This is a genomic window from Streptomonospora wellingtoniae, assembly GCF_031845375.1.
GTDB lineage: Bacteria > Actinomycetota > Actinomycetes > Streptosporangiales > Streptosporangiaceae > Streptomonospora > Streptomonospora wellingtoniae.
The window spans coordinates 123,756-145,902 of sequence record NZ_JAVREK010000008.1 but is presented as its reverse complement, the minus strand read 5'-3'; the positions used below and the strand labels follow the sequence as shown (position 1 = coordinate 145,902).

At 73.3% G+C, this 22,147-nt stretch carries 16 protein-coding genes and 1 tRNA gene; 3 read left to right on the top strand and 14 right to left on the bottom strand.

The features are described from left to right. Positions 1–108 precede the first annotated feature (108 nt). The 12 genes from RM446_RS10060 to RM446_RS10005 all read right to left on the bottom strand — a co-directional run bounded on the left by RM446_RS10060 (position 109) and on the right by RM446_RS10005 (position 16,056). Entirely contained in the window at positions 109–3,285 is a 3,177-nt protein-coding gene (locus tag RM446_RS10060; protein ID WP_311544935.1) for an AfsR/SARP family transcriptional regulator, read from the bottom strand. Between the two features lie 826 nt (positions 3,286–4,111). Continuing rightward, positions 4,112–4,909, bottom strand: a complete 798-nt coding sequence (locus tag RM446_RS10055; RefSeq protein WP_311544934.1) for a cupin domain-containing protein — start codon at positions 4,907–4,909, stop codon at positions 4,112–4,114. Next, complete coding sequence (locus tag RM446_RS10050) at positions 4,906–5,979, bottom strand: DUF6807 domain-containing protein (protein ID WP_311544933.1); 1,074 nt, start codon at positions 5,977–5,979, stop codon at positions 4,906–4,908. The genes RM446_RS10055 and RM446_RS10050 overlap by 4 nt, the downstream gene beginning before the upstream one ends. Before the next feature lie 126 nt (positions 5,980–6,105). Continuing rightward, on the bottom strand, positions 6,106–8,070 hold the full coding sequence (locus tag RM446_RS10045) for an ABC transporter substrate-binding protein (protein WP_311544932.1): 1,965 nt from the start codon (positions 8,068–8,070) through the stop codon (positions 6,106–6,108). A gap of 49 nt (positions 8,071–8,119) precedes the next feature. Next, on the bottom strand, positions 8,120–9,175 hold the full coding sequence (locus RM446_RS10040) for an ABC transporter ATP-binding protein (protein ID WP_311544931.1): 1,056 nt from the start codon (positions 9,173–9,175) through the stop codon (positions 8,120–8,122). After that, positions 9,159–10,316: an ABC transporter ATP-binding protein gene (locus tag RM446_RS10035; protein ID WP_311544930.1), complete on the bottom strand. Its 1,158-nt coding sequence runs from the start codon at positions 10,314–10,316 to the stop codon at positions 9,159–9,161. Before RM446_RS10035 ends, RM446_RS10040 begins: the two co-directional genes overlap by 17 nt. A gap of 13 nt (positions 10,317–10,329) precedes the next feature. Beyond that, positions 10,330–11,487: an ABC transporter permease gene (locus RM446_RS10030; protein ID WP_311544929.1), complete on the bottom strand. Its 1,158-nt coding sequence runs from the start codon at positions 11,485–11,487 to the stop codon at positions 10,330–10,332. Positions 11,488–11,490: 3 nt separating this feature from the next. Continuing rightward, complete coding sequence (locus RM446_RS10025) at positions 11,491–12,492, bottom strand: ABC transporter permease (RefSeq protein WP_311544928.1); 1,002 nt, start codon at positions 12,490–12,492, stop codon at positions 11,491–11,493. A 172-nt stretch (positions 12,493–12,664) separates the two neighbouring features. Then, entirely contained in the window at positions 12,665–13,783 is a 1,119-nt protein-coding gene (locus RM446_RS10020; RefSeq protein ID WP_311544927.1) for a Gfo/Idh/MocA family protein, read from the bottom strand. A 657-nt stretch (positions 13,784–14,440) separates the two neighbouring features. Beyond that, positions 14,441–14,513, bottom strand: a tRNA-Lys gene (locus RM446_RS10015). Positions 14,514–14,686: 173 nt separating this feature from the next. After that, positions 14,687–14,875: a hypothetical protein gene (locus RM446_RS10010; protein WP_311544926.1), complete on the bottom strand. Its 189-nt coding sequence runs from the start codon at positions 14,873–14,875 to the stop codon at positions 14,687–14,689. A 233-nt stretch (positions 14,876–15,108) separates the two neighbouring features. Beyond that, positions 15,109–16,056 (bottom strand): N-acetylglucosamine kinase, encoded by a 948-nt coding sequence (locus RM446_RS10005; RefSeq protein WP_311544925.1) that lies wholly within the window; start codon positions 16,054–16,056, stop codon positions 15,109–15,111. A 773-nt stretch (positions 16,057–16,829) separates the two neighbouring features. Between RM446_RS10005 and RM446_RS10000 the strand changes: the two genes are divergently transcribed. The 3 genes from RM446_RS10000 (at position 16,830) to RM446_RS09990 (ending at position 19,840) form a co-directional block, all read left to right on the top strand. Beyond that, entirely contained in the window at positions 16,830–17,885 is a 1,056-nt protein-coding gene (locus RM446_RS10000; protein ID WP_311544924.1) for a MurR/RpiR family transcriptional regulator, read from the top strand. Further along, entirely contained in the window at positions 17,882–18,850 is a 969-nt protein-coding gene (murQ, locus tag RM446_RS09995; RefSeq protein WP_311544923.1) for an N-acetylmuramic acid 6-phosphate etherase, read from the top strand. Before RM446_RS10000 ends, murQ begins: the two co-directional genes overlap by 4 nt. A 162-nt stretch (positions 18,851–19,012) precedes the next feature. Then, positions 19,013–19,840 carry a SanA/YdcF family protein gene (locus tag RM446_RS09990; RefSeq protein WP_311544922.1) on the top strand — a complete coding sequence of 276 codons (828 nt, stop codon included), beginning with the start codon at positions 19,013–19,015 and terminating at the stop codon, positions 19,838–19,840. 42 nt (positions 19,841–19,882) lie between these two features. Here the strand turns inward: RM446_RS09990 and RM446_RS09985 are convergent, their stop codons facing one another. Beyond that, positions 19,883–21,334, bottom strand: coding sequence for a hypothetical protein (locus tag RM446_RS09985; protein ID WP_311544921.1), 1,452 nt, complete (start codon positions 21,332–21,334; stop codon positions 19,883–19,885). Between the two features lie 79 nt (positions 21,335–21,413). After that, the gene (locus RM446_RS09980) at positions 21,414–22,052 is read right to left on the bottom strand and encodes a SanA/YdcF family protein (RefSeq protein ID WP_311544920.1); all 639 of its coding nucleotides are present in this window, start codon (positions 22,050–22,052) and stop codon (positions 21,414–21,416) included. Positions 22,053–22,147: the final 95 nt, after the last annotated feature.

Here is a 22,147-nt window from a genome sequence, read left to right as displayed (position 1 = left end):
GTTCTCCTTCACGATAGCTACAAGATCGACGGGATTCGGCCGCCGGCGATGCTGCCTGGCGAAGACCGCGAGCGCGCTCGCGCCACGAACGCTCCTGCACGCCCCCGCCTACTCGGACCGCGCCGCGCCCGCCGAACCGGTCGAGATCTCGCCGGCCTCCCGCGCGGCCCGGGCGGCCGCGTCGCGGTCTCCGGTGGCTTCGTAGGCGTGGGCGAGGCTGCGCAGGCTCTCGGCGAGGAACGCGAGCCAGCCGCGGGTGCGCCATAGGGCCACGGAGTCCTCCAGGACCTCCACCGCCTCGTCCGCGCGCCCCGCCTCCAGCAGCGCGCGGCCACGCAGCCCCAGGGCGTCGGCCAGGTGGTGGTTGATCCCGTAGCGGCGGCTCAGGTCCGCGGCCTCGGCGGCCGTGTCCAGGGCCCGCGGGTCGCCGGTGGCCAGGTGCAGCCGCGTCAGGTAGAGCAGCGAGAACGCCTCCGCGTAGCGGTCGCTGAGCGCGCGTGTGATGGCGAGGGACGCTTCCAGGTTGGCCCTGCCCTGCTCCAGGTCGCCCGCCTCACACTGCGCGGCGCCGAGGAATTGCAACGCGGTGGCCTCGAACCGCGAGTTGCCCAGTAGCCGCGCCAGTTCCAGCGCCCGCTGAAGGTACTCGACGGCCAGAGAGGGGCGCCCCATGCCGTGCGCGGCCACGGCCATCACCTGGTACGAGCGAGCGCGGCCGCCGGTGTAGGCCTCTCCCTCCGCCAGTTCCAGCGCCGCCTCGGCGGTACGCAGCGCCTGCTCGGGGGTGCCCCGCGAGACCTCCGCCCAGGTGCGCATGACCAGCGCGTCGGACATCCCGCGGCGGTCCCCCAACTGCTGGAAGAGGTCCCACACCTGCTGTGCCAGCCCTAGCAGCGTGCCCATGGCGCCGCCCTCGCCGTCGGCTCCCGCCTCTCCGCTCTGCCATGTGACCAGATCGGCGAGGCCCCGGCGGAGCACGGCCTCGCCGCGCACGTCGCCCGCGGCCCGGCAGACCGCTATGGCCGGCTCGTGCGTGCGACGCCAGTCGTCGAAGCGGCCGCGCACGTCGAAGTACTTCTCCAGGCATCCGGCGAGGTCCCAGGCGATCTCGTGCCAGCCCAGGCTGCAGGCCTGCTCCACCGCCGTCACCATCGCCGCCGACTCCGCGTCGAACCAGGCCATAGGCTCGCTGAGCAGCACTGTCGCCTCGGACGCGGGTAGCGGCCAGCGCGGCGCCGGGCCGTGCATCGTCGCGTAGCAGACACCGGGGATGTACTCGGTGGCCTGCTCCGCCAGCCACAGCCACGCCCCCAGCGCCCGTTGCACCGCAGCCTCACGCTCGTCGGCGGCGTCCTCCTCCTCGCCGCGCTCGCGGGCGAACAGGCGCACCAGGTCGTGCATGCGGTAGCGCGGCTGCCCGGTGCCGTCGGTGCCGACCACCGACAGCAACTGGGCGTCGACCAGGTCCTCGACGGCGGCCTCTCCCTCCGCCAGGTCCCCGCCGGCCGCTGCGGCGGCCGTCCATGCGGCCGTGTCCTCGGCTTCCAGCGCGCCCAGCATCCGGAACATGCGGCGTGTGCGTTCTTCCAGCCCCGCGTAGCTGAGCGCGAAGCTCGCCCGCACGCCGAGGTCGCCGACAGCGAGCTCGTCGAGTCTGCGCCGCTCGTCGCCCAGCAGCCGCACCATCCGCGCCAGCGGCCACTGCGGACGGCCCTTCAGCCGCGCGCCGGCGATGCGCACCGCCAGCGGGCACTGCCCGCACAGGCCCGCGATCTCCGCCGCGGCCCCGGGTTCGGCGGCGACGCGCTCCTCGCCGGCGATGCGCGCGAGCAGTTCGACCGACTGCCCCGGCTGCAACACGTCCAGGTCGACGAGGTCGGCCCCCTCCAGTCCGGTCAGCCGGGCGCGGCTGGTGACCAGCACCGCGCAGCCCGCCGCGCCCGGCAGTACCGGACGGACCTGCCGTTCGCACTTGACGTCGTCCAGCAGCAGCAGCATGCGGCGCCCGGCCAGCATGCTGCGGAACAGCGCCGAGCGCTCCTCCAGCCGCTCCGGCAGCGCCGCGCCCTCGACTCCCACGGCGTGCAGGAAGCCGGCGAGCACCTGAGCGGGATCGGCGGGCGACTCCTGGGCTCCGCGCAGGTCGGCGTAGAGCTGCCCGTCGGGAAAGTCGGCCGCGCGGGTGTGGGCGACGCGCAGCGCGAGCGCGGTCTTGCCGATCCCGCCCATGCCGGAGACCGCCGAGATCGTGACGGGGCGGCGCGGGCCCTCGGACCCGGCGGGCGCACCCATGGCGGTGCACAGCTGGGCGACCTGCTCCTCGCGCCCGGTGAAGTCGGCGACGGCGGGCGGGAGCTGCGCCGGTACCGGCCGCGGGGCGGGCGCGGCGGGTGCCGCGCCCGGCCGCGTCGCGGGCCCGTCCGGACCGGCCTCCCCCTCCTGCCGCCGGGCGCCCGACGCGTCCGGACCGCGGCCGGCCGGATCTCCGTCGGAGTCGGCGGCGTAGGGCACCCAGCGTGTGCCCGGGCGCCGCGCGCCCGGGGACTCGTCCAGCCCTGGATCGTTGCGGAGGATGGCCTGCTCCAGCGCGGCCAGTTCCCGCCCCGGCTCGATGCCCAACTCCTCGACGAGAAGCTCGCGCCCCTCGCGGAAGGCCTCCAGTGCTTCGCTCGCGCGGCCTGTGCGGTGGTAGGCCAGCATGAGCTGGGCACGCAGCCGCTCGCGGAAGGGGTGCTCGGCCACGAGCGCGCTGAGCTCGGCGGTGATCGCACTGTGGCGGCCGAGCGCAAGCTCGGTGTCGAACCGCGTCTCGGCGACCCGCTGGCGCAGCTCGTCGAGGCGCGCCGCCTCTTCGCGCACCACCGGCAGCGACTTGTGCCCGGCGAACGCGGCGCCGCGCCACAGCCCCATCGCTTCGGCGAACATCCGGGCGGCCTCGCGCGCACGCCCGCTCTCCAATTCGCGCTCGGCCTGCTCGGCCAGGTCCACGAAGCGCAGGGCGTCGACGCGCACCCGGTCCACGGCGAGCCGGTAGCCCGCTCCCGCGCGTTCGATCACGGCGTCGTCCCCGAGCTCTTGGCGCAGATGGTGGATGTAGATCTGAAGGCTCTTCGCGGCCGAGCGCGGAGGGCTGTCGGGCCACAGGGCGTCGATCAGCCGTGCGTCGGCGACCACCAGGCCGGGCCTGCTCAGCAGCGCGGCGAGCAGGGCGGCGGGCTTGGGCGGCAGGCGCACGTATCCGCCGTCCGCCCTGATCTGCAGCGGGCCGAGGACCTCGAAGTCCATGTCAACTCCTCGGAGGCGGTGCGGCCGCTGCGCGCGGCCCGGCCCGCCCGGGTCGGGTGGTCGCACGCCCCTGCGCGGCAGTCAGTCGGTCCGTTCGGGGTCCGAGCACCGCGTTCTGCAACCTGGCAAGCGCCGACCGGCGGCTCAACCGCGTTCCAACCGTTTCGCAGCCGCCGACCGCCAGGCTGGTGGCGGTCGGCGCGGAGTCGGGCGTTCTTCGCGCGGCTGCTCCGGCCTCACGGCCGGGGAGCGCAAGGCGCAGGCTGGGCACCGTTCGGCTGTCTTCTCGGGAGGGAAGCCGCCGAGCCCTCCGAGGACGGCGGCCGGGCGGAAGTCCGGCCGGGAGGGCACAGGTGTCGGGACGGGCGGCCGTCTCATGGTCACCGGGGCGTGAACTGATCATGAGGCGGCCCGCTCCCGGATTCGGAGGTCGGCCCGCCGCGATCTGCCGCGGTCGCCGCCCGGCTCGTCGGGGGCGCCGGGCGGCGACGGGAGCCCGGCGGCAGGCGGCACATACGCGGGAATCGCCGGGCGATTCGGCGATGCGCAACAAGCGTTCACATCGGCTGCCTCCTCGGCTCCGAAGGCATGGCGGCTGCCGCGGTCCGCGTTGGGCGGGCCCGCGCTGCGGAGGCGGCGCGGCCGCCGAGCGTGTTCCCGCACCGCTTCGCGCGAGGTTCCTCGGTCGGTGGCAACACTAGCGCCTCGGTCACCGTGCAGAGCCGTGCGGATGGCCCAGTACATTCCCGTTGATCTTGTAGCCATCGCAAACGGAAATCGCTTTCCTTCACGATGGCTACAAGATCGACGAGGTTCGGCGGGCCGGTCAGCTCACCGGGTGTGCTCCGTCGAGGTCCCATACCTTGAGCATCCCGCACATGCCGGTGCGGCGCGGTCCCGGCGGGGAGTCGGCGGTATAGACGGCGGAGTCGCGAAGGTGCGCGCCGTCGCCTTCGGCGAGGCCCCCGATGTGGCGTCGGGTGGCCTCAGCCTGGAGGCGGGGGCCGCGCTCCCAGTGGTGGTGCCACCCGGCGGCCTTGTCGCGGACGAGGCCCACCGCGGCCCGGTACAGCTCGTCCAGCGCGCCGGGGCCCTGCTCGCGCACCTGTTCGCGCAGCCGCAGGTACCCCTCGATGGCCAGGTCCCGACGCTGCCGGGCGGCCGCCGCCATGGCGGCGTGGGCCGACGCCGCATCGGCGAAGCCGGTCCAGGCGGGAATGGCCGTGGCTCGCGCATAGGCGTCGGGGTCGGCGAGGACGTCGGGCGGGTAGGTCAGCACCGCGTCGCCGGCTTCGGGCAGCCCGGCGTTCTGCATGACGACGAGCAGCTCCAGCTCTCCGTCGGCGTTGACCAGCCGGTGCACGGTGCCCGGTGTGAACCACAGCAACGTGCCCGGCGCCAGCGGGGTGCGGTCGTATCCTGCGCCGCTGAGGGTTTCCAGCACCCCCTCGCCGCGCACCACGACGTAGCCCTCGGTGGACGCCGTGTGCAGGTGCGGGGAGCCCCCGGACAGGCCGTCGGGAGCGGGCCAGTCGTAGACGTGCAGGTGCGAGACCGCCGTGCCGCCGGGGAACCCGGGAATCGCTCCGGCGTGCCCCGCGGCGGCCGCTTCCGGTGCCGTCATCGCGCGCCCGTCCCGCCCGCGCCGGCGGCACCGGCGGCCGATTGGGCGGCGGAGCCGCCCGCTTCTTCGCGGGCGTTCGGCCCGGGCCGTCCGAGCTCGGCCAGCCCCTGCTCCGCCAGCTCCGCGCTGCCGCCGCGCTCGCGGTCGCCGTCGGCGATCACCACGGCGTAGCGGTAGGACAGCGGAACACCGGGCACGGCCTCGACCTCCTCGTCGAAGAAGGGCGCAGGGCACACGGTGGCGAAGATCCCGGAGCGCACGAACCACTTCACCGGGTGGCCGGGGTTGTCGGGCGCGTCCACGAAAACGAGCGTGGAGGCGCCGTCGTGTCCGTCGTGGCGTCCGGCGAAGCCCATCCACGGCGCGCGCACGCCCATCAGCTCGTCGCCGCCCTCCTGCTCGGGCGTGTAGACGCGCCCGCCGCTGAAGGATCGCGGGCCGCGCCAGAACAGCCCGCCGTAACCGGCGTTCTCGCGGCCTTCCGTGGTGGGGCTGCCGATCAGCACCGGCTCGCCGGTGAGGTTGGTGAACTCCGTCTCGAACACGAGGCTCCAGCTGGCTCGCGCCGGGTCGGCGCAGACGCGGAAGCCGCGCCGCTCCCAGAACCAGGTCGCGCCCTGCTCGGTGACCCACTCCAGCCGCTCCCCCACGGCGATCTCCCCGTCGTCGGTGCTGACCAGGTCGAACCCGGCGTGGCGCATCGAGCCGTCGTTGGGCAGCTGCTGGTAGCCGCGGTCGCGCACGTAGGTGGGGCCGCCCCAGAAGTTGGCGGGTCCGACGTTGGGCAGCGACCAGGCCATGCCCTTGTGCCAGACGTGGTCGTGGGGCCGGTACAGGCTGACGGCGTCGCCCCCGAGGGTGCGGATGGGGTGGAAGTAGGGGCGCGGCGACTCGAACTGCTCGTCCCAGGGCTTGTAGACGTAGCGCACAAGTTCGGTCGGGCCGTAGGTCACGCGCAGGGAGCGGTCGTGCTCGTGCACCAGGCCCAGGCCGTGTGCGGGGGGCTCGGCCCCGCCCGCGGACGCCTGCTGCGCCGGGGTCTGGGTGTCGTCGGGCTGCTCGGTGGTCATCGCGCCTCCTGGGGCTGTCCGGAACTCGTGGGGTGCTGGCGGGCCCGCCCCGGTGGGCGGCCGTGCGCGCCGCGGCGCGCACGGGCCGGGCCTGGAGGGCCCGCCCGTGCGCGCGGAGGGGTGGGACTACTTCTCGATGAAGAACTGCTCGGGGTTGGCCGGTGCGGGCGTGTTGTACACGGAGGAGTACGGCAGGGAGTCGGGAACGTTGCGGAAGTCGTTCGCGACGATGCCGTAGCCGGGCTGCGGCGTGCTGATCCCGATCGCGTAGAACTGGTCCTGGGTCTCGTCCAGGAAGTCCTTCATCAGCTCGGTGCGCTTCTCGCTGTCGGGCTCGGCGATGACGTCGCGGTACATGTCGATGTGCTTCTTGACGTCCTCGGGCGGCTCCTGCGAGCGCGGGTCGGTGCCGTCGGAGGCGTACCACTGGGCCCACGGGATGGCGAAGTTGGACTCGCCGCTGTGCAGCGGCCCGTACCAGCGCGGGTCGTACATGGCGTCGAGCAGGCCGGAGTCGCCCGCCCACACGTTGATCTGGTGCTCGTTGTTCTCCCGGCGGTCCTGCCAGCGCGTGCGCTCCTCGACCTGGAGCTCGACGTCGACGTCGAGCTCCTTCCACATGTCGACGACGATCTCCATGGAGTCGATGATGTCGGGCCGGAAGTCCCCGGGCGCGGAGAGCGTGAAGCTCAGGGGCGTGCCGCCGGGACCGACCCGGACGCCGTCCCCGTTGCGCTCGTCGTAGCCCGCCTCGTCGAGGATCCGGTTTGCCTTGTCCACGTCGAACCCGGTGTACTGCTTGGCGAGCTCCTCGTTGAAGAACGGCGACTTCCTGCGGGGCGCGCCCTGCCACGGCTCACCCTGGCCCTGGTAGACGACGTCGATGATGTCCTTGCGGTTGATGCCGTGCGACATCGCGATCCGAAAGTCCTTGTCCCGGAAGATCTCCCTGATGTCCTCGTTCTTGTGCGTGAGGTTGAAGGAGATCATGTTGGTGTTCATCTCCGAGGGAGGCATCTTCATGAAGTGGTAGTCGTTCGCCTCCCGGTTCTCGGCCAGCACCGGCCGGTTCTCGGGCGTGTTGAAGTGGCGGGAGTGGAAGTCGAACTCGCCGTTGAGAGCACGGGTGAGCATGACCTCCTCGTCTTTGACGATGTCGAAGACGACGCGGTCGATGTAGGGCAGCTGGTTGCCCTCGGTGTCCACCTTCCAGTAGTAGGGGTTGCGCTTGAGCACGATCCGGCCCGAGTCCGCCAGCGGCTCGTCGACCTTCCAGGCGTACATGGTCGGAAGGTCGGGGTTCTGCCAGGTCAAGGCCGAGTCGTTGACACCGGCCTTGACCTCGAACAGCTCGGTCCAGCCGGAGTACCCCTGCTCCTCGGCGAGCTTGTCCGCGTCGTCGTTGTACTTGATGTGGAACTTCTTCAGGTAGTGCTTGGGCTTGTTGACGATCTGGTATTGCAGCAGATCGTGGGCGGCCCACAGCGCGTTGGGGTCGCCGAGCGTGATCGTGAACTCGGTGTCGCTGATCACCTCGACCCGACCGGGGTCGGTCGCGGCGACCGAGGTGAGGTCCTCGTTGTTGAAGACGTCGTTCAGCGCGAACTCGATGTCCTCGGAGGTGAAGTCGTCTCCGTCGGACCACTTCAGGCCCTTGCGCAGTGTGTAGGTGATCTCGGTGGCGTCGTCGTCGTACTCGACGCTTTCGGCGAGGTTGGGGATCGCCTCGGTCCACTCCGTGTTCCAGCGCATGAGGTTCTCATAGCCCACGGTCCGGCCCAGCCACGGCCAGTCGCCGATCCCCAGAGTGGCGCTGTTCCAGGTGCCGCCGTAGCTGCCGATCTCCTTGTGGGGCTCGACGACCAGGGGTTCTGCGGGCAGGCGCTCCTCCAATGCCGGCAGGTCGTCGGCCTCCACCTGCTCGGCGAGCGCGGGTGCCTGGCCGTCGGCCTTGGCCTGGCTCCCGCCTCCTTCGTCGGGGTCGAGGCTGAAGAAGCCGCATCCGGTGAGGGCGAGCGCGAGAGCTGTGGCAGCGCTCGGCACCGCCAGTGCGCGCCGCCGCGGTAGTCGCCGGTGGTCTCGTGCGTTCATAGGGGGTTCTCCGTTTCTGTGCGGGGGGTGACCGGGAGGCGAAGGGCGGTCAGCCGGCGCCCTCAAGCGCCAGCTCCTCGGCGTAGTGGCAGGCCGCCGTACGGCCGGGGGCGACCTCGCGCAGCTGGGGGACCTCGCTCGCGCACCGGTCGGTGGCGTAGGCGCAGCGGGTGTGGAAGGGGCACCCGCCGGGAGCGTCCGCCGGGTCGGGCAGCTCGCCGCGCAGCCGGATGCGCTCTCGGGCGCCGCGCAAACGCGGGTCGGGGACCGGCACCGCGGAGATCAGCGCCTCGGTATAGGGGTGGCGCGGGCGGGCGTAGAGCTCGGCGGTGGGACCGAGCTCGACGACCCGGCCGAGGTACATCACCGCGACCCGGTCGCACACGTGCTCGACCACGGACAGGTCGTGGGAGACGAACAGGTAGGTCAGGCCCATCTCGTCCTGCAGGTCCTGCATCAGGTTGAGGATCTGCGAGCGCACCGAAACGTCCAGGGCGCTCACGGCCTCGTCGGCGACCACCGCCCGCGGTTCCGGAGCCAGGGCGCGGGCGATGCTCACGCGCTGGCGCTGGCCGCCGGAGAAGGCATGGGGGTAGCGGTTGAGGTGCTCGCGCCGCAGCCCCACCCGTTGCAGGAGGTCGGTGACGCGGTCCTCCAGCTCGGAACCGGTTGTGCCGTGGAGCACCCGCAGCGGCTCGCCGACGATCTCCATCAGGGTCAGGCGGGGATTGAGCGAGGCGAAGGGGTCCTGGAAGACCATGCGCACCTCGCGGCGGTAAGCCTTGACATCGTCGCCCGCCAGGCGCGCGGCGTCGATCACCCGACCTTCGGCGAGGCGGTAGCGGACCTCGCCCCGCGCTTCAGGACGCAGCCCCAGTACCGCCGAGCCCAGCGTGGACTTGCCGCACCCCGACTCCCCCACGATGCCCAAGGTCTCGCCGGCGCCGACGGCGAGGCTCACGCCGTCCACGGCCTTCACCCGGGTCGTGGAGCGGCGGAGTCCCTTGGTGCGGTGCAGCGGGAAGTGCACCTTCAGGTCGCGGGTCTCCAGCAGCGGCGCGGTCGCGGCGCCGGCGGCCGGGTCGGCGTCAGTCGGCGTCGACATCGGCGGCCTCCTTTCGGGGGCGGGTATCGGGATCGGCGCGGCCGGCGGCGCCGACCCGCGGAGCGGCCGGGTCCTTCTGCGCGCCGCCGTAAAGCAGGCACCGCACCCGGCTGCCCCCGGCCTCGACGATCGGGGGCTCGACCGTGTCGCACAGGCCCGGCATGAACGAGTCGCAGCGGTCGCCGAAGACGCACCCGCCAGGGCGGTCGCCGGGATCGGGGACCGACCCGCGGATGGCGGGCAGCCGCTCGCGGCGCGTGCCGCCCATGCGCGGGACCGACTCCAGCAGTGCGCGGGTGTAGGGGTGCTTCGGCGCGTGGAAGACCTCGTCGACGCCGCCGCGCTCGACGACCTTGCCCAGGTACATCACCGCGACGTCGTCGGCGATCTCGGCGACCACGCCCATGTCGTGGGTGATGAACATGATCGCCATGCCGCGGTCGCGCTGCAGACCGGCGAGCAGGTCGAGGATCTGGGCCTGCGTGGTGACGTCCAGCGCGGTGGTGGGCTCGTCGGCGATGAGCAGGCGGGGCTCGCAGGAGAGCGCCATGGCGATCATGACGCGCTGGCGCATGCCACCGGAAAGCTGGAAGGGGTAGGCGTCGACGAGCCGGTCGGGGTTGGGGATGCCGACCCGGCCGAGCAGCCGGACGGCGATCCGCCGGGCCTCCTTCTTGCCGACGGGGTTGTGTACGCGGATCGCCTCGCCGATCTGGTTGCCGACGCGGTGCACCAGGGAGAGGGACGCCATCGGCTCCTGGAAGATCATCGAGACGTCCCGGCCGCGCACCCGCCGGATGTCCCTGCCCTTGGGGTCGAGCGCGGCCAGGTCCAGCGGCTCGGTCGGCGGTGGCGCCGCGGCTGCGCCGCGTCCTCCGGCCGGGTCGGTCCCGGAGGAGGCTCCGGGGTGCAGGAGCACCTGTCCGCCGGTGACGCGCCCGGGGGGTTCGACGAGCTGCAGGATCGAGCGCGCCGTGACGCTCTTGCCGCAGCCGCTCTCGCCGACCACGCACAGCGTGCGTCCGCTGCGGATGGTCAGGTCCACCCCGTCGACGGCGGGGATCTCGCCCCCGTCGGTGCGGAACCGCGTGTGCAGCCCTCGCACCTTTAGGACCACGTCCGGGTCGGTACCGGTCGCCATCTGTCGCACCTGCTTACTGGTAGGGATCGGCTGAGTCGCGGATACCGTCGCCGACGAAGTTCAGCACCAGCACGGCCACCGTCACGGCGACACCGGGCAGCAGCGTCCAGGGGGCGCCGGCGATCGAGTGGATGTTCTGGGCCTCCTGCATCAGCACGCCCCAGCTGACGACCGGCGGCTGCAGGCCCAGACCGAGGAAGGACAGCGCACTCTCGGCGAGGATCATCATCGGGACGGCCAGCGTGAGTGAAGCGACGATGTGGCTGGTGAAGGAGGGCAGCATGTGCCGGCGGATGATGCGCGAGCGGCTGCAGCCGTCCAGCCGGGCGGCCGTCACGAAGTCCTCCTCGCGCAGTGACAGGAAGCGGCCGCGCACCACCCTTGCCAGGTCGGTCCAGCCGATCAGGGAGAGGATCAGCGTGATCGCGAAGTAGGTGGTCAGCGGCCCCCATTCGCGCGGCACCGCGGCGGACAGGCCCATCCACAGCGGGATGGTCGGGATCGACATGGTGAACTCGATGACGCGCTGGATGCCGGTGTCGAGCCGGCCGCCGAAGTAGCCGGAGACGCCGCCGAGTACGACGCCCAGCACGAACGACAGGGCCACGCCGACCAAGCCGATCGACAGCGACACCCGTGTGCCGTAGACGATGCGCGAGAGCATGTCGCGGCCGTTGCGGTCGGCGCCCAGCAGGTAGACCCGCTCGTCGGGATCGGTGGTCCCGAACAGGTGGGTGCCGGCCGGGATCACGCCCCACATCCGGTAGGGCGTGCCCTCGACGAAGAACCCGAGCTCGATCTTCTCGGACTCGTCGACGGTGTACTCGCGGGCCAGGGTCTCCTGGTTGCGCGTGGAGTCGTAGCCGTGGACGTAGAACCCCGGGTCGACGCCGTCGCCGGAGGTGTCGATGAAGTGCAGCCGCTGCGGCGGCGCGTGAGTGTGCTCGGCGCTGTACTCGCCTGTGGAGGTGGGCGCCACGAACTCGGCGAAGACGCCCACGAGGGCCATGAGGCACACGATGACGAGGCTGCACACGGCCAGCCGGTGCCGGCGGAAGCGCCGCCCGATCAGCCGCCACTGCGACTCCGCGCCCCGGTCCGCGTTCGCGGGCACGGCGCCGGGCTCGCCGGTCGCGGCGGGGCGCCGCCGCTGGGGAAGGTTGAGTCCCATGGGTCAGGCCTCCTCGGCCTGGGCGTGGCGGATGCGCGGATCCCACCAGGCCAGGAGCAGGTCCGACAGCAGTGTTCCGACGAGCGTCAGCGCGCCGAGTACGAGGATGAACGCGCCGGCCAGATACATGTCCTGGTTCTGCAGCGCCTGCATCAGCAGCGGGCCGGTCGTGTCCAGGCTCAGCACGATGGAGACCATCACCTCGCCGCCGACGATCGTGGGCAGCACCCAGCCCACGGTGCTGATGAACGGGCTCAGCGACATGCGCACCGGGTACTTGAGCAGGACCCGCCACTCGGGCAGCCCCTTGGCCCGGGCAGTGGTGACATAGGGCTTGCGCAGCTCGTCGAGCAGGTTGGCGCGCAGCACGCGGATCAGCGCCGCCGTTCCCGCGGTACCGATGATCAGCACCGGGACCCAGAGGTTGGAGACGACATCGAGGACCTTGCCGAGGTTCCACGCGGAGTCGGCGTACTCGGGCGAGATGATCCCCCCCATGCTTTCGCCGAAGTAGGCGAAGGCGATCCACACGCACAGCAGGGCCAGCATGAAGTTGGGGGTGGCCAGGCCGACGAACCCGATGAAGGTGAAGGCGTAGTCGCCCGGGGAGTGCTGGCGCACGGCGGAGTAGACGCCGATCGGGAAGGCCAGCAGCCAGCTCAGCAGGATGGTGGCGACGGCCAGTGCGACGCTGATGCCGATGCGGTCCCAGATGAGCGAGGAGACGTCGCGCTGGTAGAGGAACGACTGGCCGAAGTCCCCGTTCAGCAGGATCCCGCCGATCCAGCGGAAGTACTGCACGGCGAGGGGGTCGTTGAGTCCGTAGCGCTCCTCCAGCGCCCGGATCTGGCTCTGGTCCACCGACTGGCCGCGGGCCGCCAGGTCGGCGATGTAGGTGGTGAGGAAGTTTCCGGGGGGCAACTGGATGATCAGGAACGCCACCAGGGAGATGGCGAAGAGGGTCGGCACCATGTAGAGGAGCCGGCGGATCACGAGTGCGCGCATGCCGCCTCCTTCCTGCCGCGGGGGGCGGCGCCGCCGCGGGCCGCGGGCGGTCGGCACACTTGGAGAGCGCTTACCGCTCGTTCGAGCGGAAACCCGCCGAAGCATTCGGCCGCCTGCGCCCACGGCCAGGGCACTGCAGCCCTAGGGAACCGCCGACCAGCATGGATAGCGCTTACCATAGCGAGCCGCCGCCGTGCATGCGTTCGTAGTACCGGGTCCCCTGGCGCAGCTCTCCGACGGCCACCGTCCGGTGCTGGGCCGCCGAGGCGTAGATTCCGGCGACCAGCCGCATGGTGCGCAGCGCGTCGGCGGCCGAGACCGGCGGAGCCTCCTTGGCCCGCAGCGCCGAGAGCACGTGGGCGAGCTGGGCCGAGTGGCCGCTGTTCACCCCGGACTCGCCGGCCTCCCAGGCCTCCTTCACCCGGTCCTCGAACCCCGGGGCGGGGGTGATCGTCCAGTCGTCGTCGCCGTAGCCGTACAGGTGGCGCAGCTCGACGGTGGCCCGCTCGAAGTCGATGCGGATGTAGCTCTCCTCGCGCGGCGACAGCACACTGTTGACCACGGCCGCCACCGCGCCGTTGGCGAAGCAGACGTGGCCGATGGAGACGTCCTCGGTCTCCATCACCCGGGCCTGGCGCCGGGCGGTGGCCGAGACCTCGGTCCAGTCGCCCAGCAGCGCAAGCAGAAGGTCCATCTGGTGGATGCCGTGGCCCATGGTCGGACCGCCCCCCTCGGTATCCCAGCGGCCGCGCCAGGGCACGTCGAAGTAGGCCTGGTCGCGGAACCAGTGGGTGTGGCAGACGGCGACCAGCGGCCGCCCCAACTCGCCGGACTCGGCCAGCGCGCGCACGCGCCGCGCGCCCGAGCCGAACCGGTGCTGGAACACCGTCGCGACCCAGGGGCCCTGCCCGGCCGGCCCTTCGGCGGCGGCCATCTCCTCCATCTCGGCGAGGCTGAGCGCCGGCGGCTTCTCGACCACCGCGCTCGCACCGTTGCGGAGGCAGGAAAGGACCTGGCCGTGGTGCATGCCGGGGGGCGTGCAGAGGTGGACCAGGTCGGGCCGAACCTCGCACAGCATCCGGTCCAGGTCGCTGTAGCGCTGCGGGACGCCGTAGCGGTCGGTGAACAACGCGAGGTTGTCCGGATCGACGTCGACGGCCGCCACGAGCGATGCGGACTCCGGCATCGACTGCAGCGCCTCGACGTGGAACCGGGCGATGTTGCCCGTACCGACGACGGCCACGCGCAGGCGGCCGGGTGCATCGGGGGCCGTCTGGTCGGGTTCGTGCATGGCTCTCCTCCAGGGTGGGGACCGAGGGGGAACGGTCCGCCGCTGCGGGTCACCTCGGTCGGCGGGCGACCGGGGTCGGCGGCTCATGGGGGCTCTGGGCAGGGGGTACTCGAATGCGTCCGCGCGAGATGTCGATCGAAACTATCGGTTAGAATCTCGCAATCTCTGGCGCTCGAATCTACGCACGGGGTATGACTTGGTCAATACCCCGGTGAGACCTGCCTCACTCCGCGACCCGCACGTGAGCGTGAGCTCGCCGAATCGTCCACTACTCACCGAAGCCGCCACGGACGGCGGAACGACGCCACACGTCCGACCAACGGAAGAATTCCGAAACTATCGGAATACAATCCGTGATCACAAGGGATCCGCGTTCCGTGAGCCGGACCGCGGTCGCCCGTCGGGCATCGGGTGCAGAAGCGGCGCAGATCGGATACGCCCTCCCGGGCGCGCCGACCGCACGCCGTACGGCGGTTCCGGCCGCGGGGTGCGCTTCGAGAGCGCCGCAGCGAGCGACGATGCGGAGGCCGGCGCGGTGCCCAGCGGTCAGGACACGGCGAACCGGCACCGCGCGCACGACAAGGCCGACCGCTACTCGGCGAGAGCACCGCTGGGTGCCGCCGTAGGGCGATCGGCTGTTACAGGGGGTGAATAGGGTGCGCCATCAAGGACTCGAACCTTGAACCCACTGATTAAGAGTCAGTTGCTCTGCCACTTGAGCTAATGGCGCTTGCCGGAAGGCCCGCGAGGCGCTGCTGCGCCGGTCCGGGCTCGCGACGGGTTAAACGATAGCAGCCTCCGGGATCGCTCGCGAACCGAATTCGCCGCGCACGGTCGCGCGGCCCCCACTCCGCCGCGCCCGGTGGGTGAGGGCCGCGGATCCGCTCTCCGCGGCCGCCCCGCTCAAGACCACGTGACGACCACGGCCACGATGATGCCGATGGCGAGGACCGCGCCCACGCCCGCGAGGACGTACGGGGTGATCGGGCGCTTCGGAGCCGCTTCGGGCTCGTTGTTGTCCGCCACGAAGCGGCGGAACATCATGGTCGAGCCGGCGGGGTCGCCCTGCTCTTTCTCGTTCTTGTCAGACATGCTGACGACGATAGCGACTCGCGGACCCCGATGACGCCCCCTGCGGACGATATTTCCCATTCTGGGCGGATCGGGTTTCACACCGGGTGACCGGCCGCCGCCCGGGTCCGGCGGATGCCGCCCGCGCCCCGGATCGGGCCGACCGGCCGGTCCGCCGCCGCACAGCGGGGAGGCGCCGGCACGCCGGACCCCGCCCGCACGTCCGAGGTCGTGCGGCCGGCGGGCGAGCCCGGTCACCGGGAGTCGTGCCGCAGCAGCGCCGCGTGCACCTGCGGCGGCGACCCGCGGTCCCGCAGGGCCAGCCCCGCTGCGCCCAGCGCGCCGTCCACCGCCTGCAGCGGCTCGGCGCGGCCGCCCTCGCGCAGTCCCCCGCGGACGGCGTCGGCGACCGGCCCTTCCTCCAGGACACCGCCGGCCAGCACCACCGGTTCGCCGCCGGAGTCGGGGTCGACCGCGGCGAGGGAGGCCAGCAGGCGTCGGCCCGCATCGGCGACGATCCGCTCCGCGGCAGGGTCGCCCTCGGCCGCCGCTGCGCCGACCTCCGGGGCGAGTCCGCCCAGTTCGGCCGGGGCGCGGGCGTGCGCGGCGCGCACCAGCGCCGCCGGGTCGTGGGCTGGCACCTTCAGCCGGGCAGCCAGCCGCTCGCTCAGCGAGGTGGGGCCGCCGCGTCCGTCGAGGGCCGCCAGGGCCGCCCGCAGTCCCGCGAGGGCCAGCCACACCGACGAGCCCTCGTCGCCCAGCAGCCAGCCGTTGCCGTCGCTGCGGCGCACCACGGCACCGCAGCGCACACGCGCCGCGACCGCCCCGGTTCCCGCGATGAGCACGGCGCCGGCCTCGGCCGCGCTGCCGGCGGCGAAGGCAACGGCGATGTCGTCGATGACACGCGGCGCCCCCGGCAGGCCGAGGTCGTCCCAGGCCTCCTGCGCGACCGCGGCCGACCGGTCGCGCCCGGCCGTGGCCGCGCCCGCCAGGCCGAAGACGGCGTGGGAGACCTCGGCGCCCCGGATCCCGGACAAGGCGCCGCGCAGCGCCTGGGTGAGGGCCGCAACGGAGCCGCCGCTGGAGAAGGCGTTGGCGCCCGGCGCCCGCCCGTAGCCCAGGAGTCCGCCCTCGGGAGAGACCGCCGCGCACCGGGTGGAGGTGCCGCCTGCGTCCAGTCCGACCACGACGTGCTGCGCCATGCCGACGAGCCTATTCCGCGCGGGCCCGCTTCAGACGGCGGTCCGCTCGGCGCGGCGTGCGGATCCGAACGCGGCCGGCGCCGCGGCGGGGATCCGCCGCTTCGGGCGGCTCGGGCGCCGGCTGAAGGCACGCGGCAATGAGGTGAAAGCGAATCGCCAGCGCACTGTAAGCCGCTGGCGCCAAGGTGGGATACCAGGCGGTCCCGGCTGGTACTTCCCCGCTGCCGGGTACACGCCGCCGATGCGGGCCGGGACTGCTGGGGGGCGTCTCGGCTCCCAGGGGCCGGAGGACGGCCGGCTCGTGGGGGAACGCGGCTCCCGGAGCCGCACCGTGCCTGGCGGGAGGAACCGGGGAGGGTCAACCCCGCCAGGCACGCCCCGCACCGGGGACCGGCTCGATACGGCCTCTGAGCCCGGTCCCGGTGCGGGGTACCCTCAGCGGCCGCCCGAACGGCGCCGGCATTCCCCACGGCCCGGCTCGCATCCCCTTCCGGCCCCCTGTTTCCCCGCGCCGCCTGCGCGTCGGCACGCGGTGCAGCCCGTCCTGCGCCGACGCCCGCGGCCGCGCCCCTCGGCGCGTTTCGCGCCCTTCGTCGTCCACACCCTGGAATGACCCCTGCCCGCCCGGGCGCACGTAAGCGATCATGGATACCAGAGGCCCGCACGGGTGACTCTCCGGGTGCCCGCTTGCGCGTCGGGCGCCGGCGGCCGAAGGCCGTGGGTTTCCCGGCCACGCATTGACTGCACACGCCGACCGAAAGAAACTTTCCAACATGGCGAAAACGGCGAAGCCGACCGGCTCGGACGACGACGGGGCAGCGCGGGACGACAGCCCTGCGGGAGTGGCGCGCGGCGACTCCCCGGCGCCCACCACGGTGCTGCGCATCCGCTCCCTCCTCCCCTCGCTCGCACCGGCCGAGCAGCGGGTCGCCCAGCGGATCGTCGACGACCCCGAACGCGTGGCGGCCTCGTCCATCACCCAGTTGGCCAAGGACTGCGACACCTCCGAGGCCACGGTCATCCGGTTCTGCCGCACCATCGACTTCACCGGCTACCGCGAACTCCGCCTCGCGCTCGCCACGGAGGCCGGGCAGGCGCGCGGCGCCGGCATCAGCGCGCGCGAGGTCGCCGGCGACATCAACCCCGACGACACACTGGTGACCGTCGTCGAGAAGATCGCCTACACCGACGCCCGAGCCGTCGAGGACACCGCCGCCCAGCTCGACACCGCGGTGCTCCAGGGGGTCGTCGACCGCATGGCGGCGGCGCGCCGCGTCGACATCTACGGTGTGGGGGCCAGCGCGTTCGTGGCCGCCGACCTCCAGCAGAAGCTGCACCGCATCGGCGTCACCTCCTTCGCCTGGTCCGACAACCACGTGATGCTCACCAGCGCCGCCCTGCTCACCGAGCACGATGTGGCACTGGCGGTATCGCACACCGGAACGACCATCGACACCATCAACGCCCTCGCCGAGGCCCGGCGCCGCGGCGCCGCGACCGTCGCCGTCACCAACTTCCCCCGCTCGCCCATCAGCGAGGCGGCCGACTACATCCTGACCACCGCGGCGCGCGAGACCACGTTCCGCTCGGGCGCCACGGCCAGCAGACTCGCCCAGCTCACCGTGATCGACTGCCTGTTCGTGGGGCTCGCCCAGTCGCGCTACACCGACAGCCGCAGCGCCCTGGCCACCACCTACGACGCGGTCCGGGGGCTGCGCGTCGGTGAGCAGCGCAGGCGGCCCGGACCGCGCGCCGACGAGGCCGCGGCGGGGGACTCCTCGGCCGCAGAAGACTCCCACCAGCGCGGGAACGGAGATGGAGCGGTATGACGCCGCAGCAGGACGCCGGCCGGGACGGCGGCACCGCCGCCGTCCCGGCCCCCCTGGAGATCGTGCGGGTGCCCACCGAGCGCCGCAACCAGGCCACCTACGACATCGACCGGCTGACCACGCTGGGCATCCTGCGTGAGATCAACGCCGAGGACGCCACGGTGCCGCGCGCCGTCGCCGCCGTCCTGCCCGACCTCGCCCGCGCAGTCGACCTGGGTGTCGAGGCGCTGCGGAGCGGCGGGCGCATCCACTACTTCGGCGCCGGCACGCCCGGGCGCATCGCCACCACGGACGCCGCCGAGCTCCCGCCCACGTTCGGCACCGCGCCCGAGACCGTCCTGGCCCACCATGCCGGGGGTGCCCCGACGCTGGAGCGGGCGGCCGAAGGCATCGAGGACGATGAGGACCTCGGTCGCGACGACGCCGGAGCCGTCGGCGCGGACGACCTCGCGGTGGGCCTGACCGCCAGCGGGCGCACCCCCTACGTTGCGGGCGCCCTGCGCGCCGCACGAAGAGCGGGGGCGGCGACCGTTCTGGTCACCGCGAACCCGGAGGCGCCGCTGGCCCGCGACGCCGACGTGCACGTGGGCGTCGACACCGGCGCCGAGGTGATCGCGGGATCCACCCGGATGAAGGCGGGCACGGCCCAGAAGCTCGTGCTCAACGCGTTCTCCACGGCGGTGATGGTGCGCCTGGGCCGCACCTACTCCAACCTGATGGTGGGGGTCAACGCCACCAATGCCAAGCTGCGCGGCCGGGCGGTCACCATCCTCACCGAGGCCAGCGGCATGGACGAGGACTCCTGCGCCGCCGCCCTGACCCGGGCCGACGGCGACGCCCGGGTGGCGCTGGTGACCCTGCTCACGGGAGTCGGCGCCGATCGCGCCGCCGCCGAGCTCACCGCCTGCGGCGGCCGGGTCCGCGAGGCCCTGCAGCAGATCGGAGACGCGCCAGAGCCCCGGTGATCCCGGCCGCAGCGGCGGCGCCCGCGACACCCCCGTGCGCGTCCGGACGCGCACGGGGGTGTCGCGGAGCCTCCCGGACGGCCGCAGTACACCGGCGGGCGGCGCGCCGCCGGCCGCCGGGCATGGGGGAACCCGTGCCGTCTCCGGATCGTCGATGTGACTGTGAGCGACACGCCCTCGGAGTACGCGAAGCCCTTACAGCACCCGGACGGCGCCTCGGCCCCGGACGAGGTGTCCGCCCCGGACACCGGCCGCGGCGCGCCGCCGGAGCCGACCGCGGGGCCGCCGGACGCGCCCGCTGCGGAGCGCCGCCGGAGCCCCGCCGACCGGTGGCGGCCGCCGGGCGTCCGCGCCTGGTCGATCCTGGTCCTGTTCGCGGCGGTGGCCGGGCTGGTGCCCTGCGCATGGCTGAACGCGACGACGCTGGACCAGCGGGCGGGTGCGGCCGAGGCGCGGCACAGGCCGGTGGCGATCGTGCTCGGCGCGGGCCTGCGCGGCGACGGTACGCCGACCACGCTGCTGGCCCGCCGCCTGGACATCGCCGCCCGGCTGTACCGAACGGAACGTGTCGAGGCCGTGCTGGTGAGCGGGGACAACAGCGTCGCTTCCTACAACGAGCCCGACGCCATGCGCGACTACCTCGCCGCCGCCGGGGTGCCGCGCCGCAAGGTGGCCGCCGACTACGCGGGGTTCAGCACCTGGGAGACGTGCACGCGTGCGCGGCGGATCTTCGGCGTCGAGGCGGCGTCGGTCGTCACCCAGAACTTCCATCTGCCGCGCGCCGTCGCGTTGTGCTCGGGCGCCGGGATCGACGCCCAGGGCGTCGGCGACTCCAGCTACACCGCGCGCACCACGGCGACGGTCTACGGCTACGTGCGCGAGGTGCCGGCGGCGTTCCCGGCCGTCTACCAGGCCCTCCTCCGGCCGGACCCGCAGTTCCTCGGACCCGTGGAACCGGACGTCCGCGAGGCGCTGGCGGCCCGCCGGTAGCCGGGCGGGCGGCGCGGACCCGCGCGGCCGGGACCGCCGGACTCAGCGGCCTCCGCCGAAGAGCCGGCCGAGCAGCCCGCCCGGCTGGGGCGCCTGCTGCGTGCCCGCGTTCCCCTGAGCGGCGGCGCCCGGCGCCCCGTCCGCCGCTTCGGTCCCGCCGTCGGCGCCGTCCTCGGGACCGGAGCCGTCGACACCGGCGAAGGCGCGGAACTCGTCTCGATCCTCGGGCAGGCCCCAGGCGGCGGCCGTCTCGCCGAGCCCGGCGCTCTCCCATGCCCGCTCCGGCAGTTCGGCGAGCTCCCACAGCACCTTGAGCGTGTCCTCGCCCAGGTCCGCGGAGGGGTCGACGGCGTCCTCGACCGCACTGCGCGGACCGAGGACCATCTCCAGCGCGCCGCCGGCGACTGCCGAGAGCGCTGGGCCCTCCGCCTCGGCGAGCGCAGCGGGCAGTACACCGAGGCGCTCGGGGACTCCCCGGCCGCCGGCGCACCCCAAGGCCAGGAACCCGAGCGACTCGGGCGGGGTCTCGCCGCAGTGCGGCCAGGCGTCGCCGAAGAGGCCGCGGTAGCCCGGCCTGGCGCGGCGGCCGCGGGCGATGCGGGTGAAGCACTCCTGAGGCGCCTTCTCGCCGTGGATCTGCACCATGGCCACGGCCGCGGTGAAGGAGTTGTACAGGTGGCCACCGGCCATCTCGTGTGCGAGCGCGACAGTGACGGCGGGGTCGTCGGGCGGTGCCAGCATTCCCAGGGCGAACACCTCGGCGGAGACCGGGTCGTCCGAGGCGCCCGGCGAGCCCCCGGAAAGGTCGGCGGGCCCGCCGATCCGCCGCAGCAGTGCGGGGTAGGCCTCAGCGGCGGCGCCGGGCAGGAACGCGAGGAGGTAGCAGGCCCACTCGGCCGGAGGGTCGATGCCGCGCCGGTTGTCGCGGCCGTCGAGGAGGGTCAGCAGGTCGGCGGCGCGGGCCAGCACGGTGTCGTAGACCGCCAGCTCCGCCTGGAGCAGCTCGGCGCCCCCGTCGCGGGCGGCGGTGTCGAGCCGGACGCGCATCCGGCGGTAGTGCTGCTCGTCGGGGGCCTCCTGCACCCACGTGCGGTACTGGTCGCGGACCTTGTCGATGTCGGATCCCGCGGCCCATGCGGCCTCGTCGCGCCACAGGGGGTCGTCGAGGCGCTGGGGCACCAGCGTTGTCGCGGCGGGAGCCAGCAGCTCCAGCAGCAGGCTCAGCGGGCGCGAGCGCCAGTCGGCGCGCGTTTCGGGGTGGCAGGCGATGGACACGAGGAAGTCGGCGACCCGCGGCGCGGCCGTGTAGGCGGGAGCGGGGAAGCGGATGAGGTCGAACAGCGCGGCGACCGCGTCGTCGACTCCGCGCTCGGCGGTCCCGCCCCCGGCGATGTCGCGCAGGAGACCGGGGATCTCGCCTCCGCGCGGAGCGAGCCCGCTCCAGTCGATGTCGTCCAGTCCGTGCAGGGGTCCGGAACCCGTCGTCGCGTCCATACCCCGCATTATCGCCGTGCCGGAGCCCTCACCGCCAACCGGGCGTCCCGGGTGTGGACGGGCGCGGCGCCGACAGGCGTCAGGAAAGCGCGGTCCGCAGGTCGCCGCGAGGAGGCTCGACGACGGCGGGCGCAGGCTGCAGCACGGCGTCGCTCAGCGCCTTGGCGTTGGCGCCCATCTCGCGCAGGTAGCCCACCGCGGTCGAGCGCGGCCGGCGCCGGAAGCTGGGGTCGCCGACACCGTAGGCGTCCACGCCCGCCGCCCGGCACAGGGCGACCGCGCGCGGCAGGTGGAATACCTGGGTGACGACGATCGCCCGGTCGACTCCGAAGGTCTCGCGCGCTCGGACCGCGGTGTCCCAGGTGCGGTAGCCGTGCGGATCGGCCACGACCGAGTGCTCGGGCACGCCGCGCTCGACCAGCTCGGCGGCCATGGTGTCGGTCTCGCGGTTGGCCGCGGCCCGGTTGTCTCCGGACACGAGCACCGCCCGCACGGTGCCGTCGCGGAACAGCCGGGCGGCGATCTCGATGCGGCCCTCCAGGAGCGGGGAGGGACCGGTCGGCCACACCGCCGCTCCGAGCACGATGGCGACGGGACGGATGGGCACCCGGCCGAGCTGGGTCCGGCGCCCGCCGCTGGCCAAGTAGCTCCACGCGGTGGGTCCCAGCGCCGCCACCGCACCCGCTGCGCCAGCGGCCGCCCACATTCCCGCGCTCATACGCTCTCCCGTCACCGCCGCCCCGCCAGGGGGCGCTGTGCGCAAAGAAACGGCTTCCGCCACCGCGCCGACGCCTGTGGAGGGCCGCGGGGCGG